At 39.3% G+C, this 5,983-nt stretch carries 8 protein-coding genes; 6 read left to right on the top strand and 2 right to left on the bottom strand.

The features are described 5' to 3' along the window. Positions 1 to 516: 516 nt before the first annotated feature. The 5 genes from QNK26_RS12015 to QNK26_RS11995 all read left to right on the top strand — a co-directional run bounded on the left by QNK26_RS12015 (position 517) and on the right by QNK26_RS11995 (position 4,263). Positions 517 to 1,038: a DUF4823 domain-containing protein gene (locus QNK26_RS12015; protein WP_319223213.1), complete on the top strand. Its 522-nt coding sequence runs from the start codon at positions 517 to 519 to the stop codon at positions 1,036 to 1,038. Between the two features lie 226 nt (positions 1,039 to 1,264). Further along, complete coding sequence (locus QNK26_RS12010; protein ID WP_319223211.1) at positions 1,265 to 1,828, top strand: sugar O-acetyltransferase; 564 nt, start codon at positions 1,265 to 1,267, stop codon at positions 1,826 to 1,828. Between the two features lie 435 nt (positions 1,829 to 2,263). Next, positions 2,264 to 2,611, top strand: a complete 348-nt coding sequence (locus tag QNK26_RS12005) for a CC0125/CC1285 family lipoprotein (protein ID WP_319223210.1) — start codon at positions 2,264 to 2,266, stop codon at positions 2,609 to 2,611. Positions 2,612 to 2,872: 261 nt separating this feature from the next. Beyond that, the gene (locus QNK26_RS12000; RefSeq protein ID WP_319223208.1) at positions 2,873 to 3,277 is read left to right on the top strand and encodes a DUF3568 family protein; all 405 of its coding nucleotides are present in this window, start codon (positions 2,873 to 2,875) and stop codon (positions 3,275 to 3,277) included. A gap of 14 nt (positions 3,278 to 3,291) precedes the next feature. Then, positions 3,292 to 4,263: an alpha/beta hydrolase gene (locus QNK26_RS11995; protein ID WP_319223207.1), complete on the top strand. Its 972-nt coding sequence runs from the start codon at positions 3,292 to 3,294 to the stop codon at positions 4,261 to 4,263. Between the two features lie 104 nt (positions 4,264 to 4,367). Here QNK26_RS11995 and QNK26_RS11990 read toward each other — a convergent pair whose 3' ends face one another. Together QNK26_RS11990 and QNK26_RS11985 are read right to left on the bottom strand one after the other, a co-directional pair. Beyond that, positions 4,368 to 5,102 (bottom strand): SDR family NAD(P)-dependent oxidoreductase, encoded by a 735-nt coding sequence (locus QNK26_RS11990; protein WP_319223205.1) that lies wholly within the window; start codon positions 5,100 to 5,102, stop codon positions 4,368 to 4,370. Then, complete coding sequence (locus QNK26_RS11985) at positions 5,065 to 5,502, bottom strand: DUF393 domain-containing protein (protein WP_319223204.1); 438 nt, start codon at positions 5,500 to 5,502, stop codon at positions 5,065 to 5,067. Before QNK26_RS11985 ends, QNK26_RS11990 begins: the two co-directional genes overlap by 38 nt. Before the next feature lie 143 nt (positions 5,503 to 5,645). On the opposite strand from QNK26_RS11985, the gene QNK26_RS11980 reads away from it, so the two are divergent. After that, positions 5,646 to 5,983, top strand: a 338-nt coding sequence (locus QNK26_RS11980) for a maltose acetyltransferase domain-containing protein (protein WP_319223203.1), incomplete at its 3' end; no start/stop codon positions are given.

Below are 5,983 nucleotides of genomic sequence, written 5' to 3'. Positions count from 1 at the left end.
CCTGTTACTCCTAGAGTGACAGGCCTTTTTTACTTTTAATCGTTAATCTGGAATTACACATTATGAAATTCATTTGGATAAAGATATTATTAACTATTCTGTTATTTGCAGGGCTTTTTGTTGCGGTTTACTACAAAGTTGCAAGTGGTAGTATCTAGTGTATTAAATGGGCATAACATAACGGCAATGGTCAAGTGAAGTGAACAACCGATAGCAAAGGACCTCAAACTGATTAACCAGTTTAGTAACCACTTGTTTAGTAAATGGACTTTTTCTTAGATGAATGAGTTTTACGTCATGCACATCTTTAATATAAGCGACCTCAATAAATGATTTGTGCGTGTCCATGCCAATAAAAACTATGTTATGTTTACTCATGCTGGTCTCTTATTAGATGCCTAAACCCGCCATTTAGTACAGTAGGCAGGACAAAATAGTTATAACAAGAAAAGTCAGACTGACACATGAATCCGCTGCTGTTTTGAGCGTTAACATGACTAAATAGGAAGGTAACACATGCTGAAAAAGAATATAGTTTTATGTGGGGCTTTAGCTGTATTAGCAGGGTGTAGTTCTTCGTATAAATATAGTGAATTGCAAACCACTGAAGTAAAGCTCGATCCTACAGTCGGAGTGTTGATTTCCCCCCCTGAAAATGGCTGGTACGACCAAATTGAGTATAGAAATTCGGGAAGGATGACGGCTAAGGCAATACAAAATGCCTTTGCTAAAAACACAAGCAATGTCGACGTTACTCACTCTTGTATTGGTGATGAATGCTTAAATACAATTGATAGTGAAAAATATGGCTATTACGCAAAGCCTGTAATTCTTGGCTGGGAAGATAGAGCTACAGAATGGTCTGGAAAACCAGATAAAATTGAAATACAAATTGTAATTTTCGATGTTAAAACGGAAACAGAATTAGTAAATTTGACATTTAGCGGCAAAAGTAAGTGGCTTACCTTTGGAGGCTACCATCCTCAAGATCTTCTTGAAAAGCCGACGAATCAATATATAAATTCACTTTATCACTAAGTGTTATCAAGGCGATTAAAATAAGCTGAAATGCGTCGCGTCGCTCGAGCATAACCATCAATGGTCGCAGGATGTTTACCTGGTAGTCTGAGATTGATAAGATGCTGTTCATAATGATAATTCAAGCGCTGACTACTTTCAGTGGCCAATCTAGTTCAAGGTATTTTAGGATTGGCTATAAGATTGAATTTTGGGCTTTCATCAACAAAAATGTATTGGGAATGAAATGAGTGAATTTGAAAAAATGTGCTTAGGTATTGAATATGATGCTAATAGTCCAGAATTTGATCTGTTGAGAAATAGAGCGTTTGATTTGCTTCAAAACATTAATCAACGCCAGTTTGAAGCGGCTAAACCTTATGTTGCTCAGTTATTGAATCATGTAGGTGAAAATAGTGTCGTATGTCCTCCTTTTTTATGTGAATACGGTAAAACTATTTCAATAGGTAATGATACGTTCATTAATATGGGCGTTACTATGTTAGATAATGCGCCTATCAAAATAGGAAATAACGTATTAATTGGCCCAAGCACGCAGTTTTATACTCCAACACACAGCTTGGATCACCAACGACGTAGAAAATGGGAAGTTCAGTGCTTACCAATTGTTGTGCAAGATGATGTTTGGATTGGTGGTAATGTTGTAATTTGTCAGGGTGTTACTGTTGGCGCTCGCTCTGTTATTGCAGCAGGTTCAGTGGTGACCAAAGATGTAGCACCCGACACTCTGGTGGGTGGTATGCCAGCTAAATTGATTAAAATTATCAATGCTGAGGCAGACTGTAGCTAACATATAACAATAGGTGTTGTGCCGTCGACACCTATTCTGATTACCTCATTACCTCATTACCTCATTACCTCATTAGTTTATTAGTTGTTATCGCCACTATACTGGACTTCGGTTAGCTCGTTCGCGTGCTGTCAATGCATACCATTTCATGTGGCAATAAGGACAAAGCGTATCAATTTAGGTTTAATTACTTGCTGTAAAGGCTGGGAAATAACAGGTGATAGCGCTGTATCTTCGTCGAACTTCACGAGAATAGCCATTAATTTGCGTAAATCATTTACCTTATAGCCCTAAATTGGTAGGGTGTTAGTTGTAAATAAAAATAAACCACGGTTGTTTGCGAGTTTGAACACTGATTTGCTTATCCAGCCGTGCAGGGAGTTCGTTCAACAATTATCAGCCTCTTATTAGGGCGTTATAGTGACAAGGAGATGTATGGAACTATTTAGAATCATACCAGTTGTAATGTCGTTAACTATGGCAGGATGTACAACAGATTACGAAGCATATGGGTCAACAGGTGGATACAAAGATAAGGAAATCTCAGCAGGTAAATATGAGGTCTATTTTCTTGGTAATGGTATTACATCTGATGAGACGGTAAGTAAATTTTGGCACCTTAGAGCGAAAGAACTTTGTGGTGGTGAGTATATTTATGAATATACGGATACAAATATTCAGGACTATACAATTCACGCTGGAGCGGCGCCACCCCTCAATCTGAGTTACCCACAAGTTTCAGGTGTTGTTGAATGTAAAAACAGGAAACAGTCATTTAGCTAATATATACAAACGGTGTCGCGCAGTCGGCACCGTTTTTATGCTTATCATACTCACTTTCGGCTAAGCCGGTTACGTGACCGCAGTACATGCCATCTCATATCTTCAATATAAGTGACCTCAATAAACGATTGCTGCTATGGTATTAACTGTATGTCCAAATAATTTAAGTGCTATAAAGCTTACCAAATTTTAAAGTAACTCTGGTTAGAGGTAGTGAGTGGATTATGTGTTCGTGTTAGGATTAATTTTTAAGGAGTTTACATGAAAAAAATCATATTAATGTTGTTTGCTACACTGTCTATTTCGGGTTGTGCTGGTGTTGGCGTCGCAGCCGTCGGTGCTGTTATGTATTACAAAAGCCAAAGTCATGAGGTGGCATCGGTTGATATTGAAGCGCCGGCTCAAAATGTATATCAAGCTGCGATAGATATTGTGACCAAGAACCCTAATATCATGATTGTTAATCAGGATGATGCCTTAAAAATGCTTGATTTAAGTCAAAATGGCAAGAGCGGCAGTATTAAGATTTCTGCGATTAATGTTAAATTATCAAAATTGACCATCACCTCTGATACTACTGATGAAAATGAAATAACGCCGGTATCGGGTATTTTAAAAATATGTGAAGACTTGAACGTTAAATGTGAATTAAGTAAGCCGATTTAATGGATGTCATTTTAATGGTTTTTAACTTTATTGCTCTATCGATTGTGATCCAATTCATTATTATCACTATTCTCATTGTGTTTGATAAAGGTAAACAAGCTGATCCGCACAAGAATAGTCTGCACTTTAACGAACTATTATTTGATTATAAAGCCTTACCTGCGCAGCAGACCGTCGAGGCAAGAGATGGTAACGAGATGACGTATCGACGTTATTCCGCTCAGTCTGACACGGTACTCATTTTGTTGCATGGTTCAGGTTGGCATAGTCAGTACTTTCTGCCTTTAGCCACAGGTATTAGTACAGCGGGGTTGGCCGAGGTATATACGCCTGATCTACGAGGACATGGCACGATGCCTGCACGTAGAGGCGATGTAGACTACATCGATCAATTAGAAGATGATTTAGCTGATTTTATTAGCTATATTCGCAAGGAAAATCCAAACGCCAAGGTGGTCGTCGGCGGCCATTCATCTGGCGGTGGGCTTGCGATACGTTTTGCAGGCAGTCGATACGCCAAGCTGGCGGATGGGTATGTATTGCTATCACCTTTTCTTAAATATAATGCCCCCACGATGCGCCCTAACTCGGGTGGTTGGGCGAATCCTTTCACCGCTCGGATTATTGGATTAAGCATGCTTAATATGATGCGTATTCATTGCTGTGATTTTCTGACGGTAATTTCATTCAACATGCCAAAAGATGCGCGAGATGGCACGGAAACTCTGCGGTATTCTCATCGACTCAATACGGCTTATGCGCCTCGAAACTATAAAAAAGACCTCAGTACTATCACGCAACCGATATTGGTTGTAGCTGGCACGGCTGACGAAGCTTTTATTGCGGAACAATTTGAACCGGTAATATCTGCATACACTGTTGCCCAGATCACTCTGCTATCAGGTGTTACACACATGGGGGTGGTCGTTGGTCCCGAAGTTCAGCTAACACTCAAAACTTGGTTGGACGATTTTAACCAGCAATAAAAAACACCTAAATCAAAGTTTGTATTTTTCGATCCATATCGAGTACCGCAGGGACGACTACACGACCAATATTCACCTTGTTGAGGTGGAAAACTGCTCATCATTTACCATGGAATGTCTTTTCCCTGCCAATCAAGGAAGCTGGCCTCACCATCGACAGGCGTGTCTTCAACGACCTTTAATAGCTGTTTGGCGACAAACTCACGGGTAAATAATTTACCCTTAGGCACATTTTTTTGAAACGGTTGCGAAAGGGGACTATCTGTTGTACCTGGGTGAAACGAGATAAGCTTTATATTCTTGGCTCTTCTGGCTAATTCCACTGCGGCTGACTTTATTAACATATTCATTGCTGCTTTGGATGCCCGATAGCTATACCAACCGCCTAGTTTATTATCACTGATACTGCCAACTCTTGCGCTAAACACGACTATTTTGCAGTTTTGGCTACTAGGCAATATGGGCACTAAGTTCTTTAACCATAACATCGGCGTAATTGTGTTTGCGGTGATAATCTCTGTAAATACAGACGCGGTAAAATCCTCTAATCGTTTTTCTGGTTGGCAGTGCTGATTGTGCAGCACACCATTACAGATAAACACGTTGGATATGTCGAATGTTACTACTTGTTTAACACGAATCATCGCCGCATCAATCTCACATTCTTGATAATTTTTAACGTCAATGAGCTTAGCCCGATTAAATAAGTCATGCTGGTAATCGTCGACATTACGGCTAACCAAAATAAGTTGAGTATTAGAGTCTGCGATAAAAACATCGACTAAGGCTTTTGCAATCGCACTATTTGCTCCGATGATTATTACGGTTTGATTTTTCATAGCAGGTTCCTTGATCGCAGGGCGTTACACCAATACCAAAACGTTGATAGATAAAATTAGAAATAGGACGGCGGTACTTTGCCAGTACAAGATAAGCACGATGTGCGAGTTGCTTAACGATCGGAAATTGAAGCGGGGCAACTAACGCACCTCGACCAACCAGTGTCCACGCTCTATGCGTTACATCTAAACCGAGCAATATGTTGTTTTGATATTGTCCATGTAAAATATCCATAGCATTGTCGAAGTCGATCTGCGGGTATGTTTGTTTAAATCCGGTTTGGTGAAGATTGACCAGTACGATAAGGTTTCTGTCATCATGGCGTTTTAGCTTTTGCATTTCTAAACTGCACAGTGGGCAATTACCATCATAAAAAATAGTTAATGTGTTCTCTGGCATGTGGCTGTCCTTAATTATGCGTTCATGTTTGAATTTAATTGTGTCATTCTTCAACATCTGTGGTCTATAAACTATTAATACGAAACTTTTGCCATAAAGGATCTAAATAAATAAAACATTGGATAATTTTTTGGGGGGATGAAATGACGGAGAAAGAAAAGATGCTAGCGGGTCTTCCATATGACGCTTGGCAAGAGGAACTACTACAAGACAGGATGAAAGCTAAATCTATTTGCCATCAATTCAATTTGTACGACCCCGTTAAATTAGATGAAAGAATGGCTATTTTAAAAGGGCTTTTATCAATAACAGATAACGCTCACGTGGAACCGAATTTTTTTTGTGACTATGGTTATAATATTGAAATTGGTAGTAACTTTTATGCTAATCATAATTTAACTATTATTGATGTATGCAAAGTGACGATCGGTAACAATGTATTGTTTGGTCCTCATGTTATGATTTCGACAGGTACGCACCC

It is taken from the genome of Moritella sp., from assembly GCF_033791185.1.
GTDB lineage: Bacteria > Pseudomonadota > Gammaproteobacteria > Enterobacterales > Moritellaceae > Moritella.
This window is presented reverse-complemented; position numbering and strand designations above follow the sequence as displayed.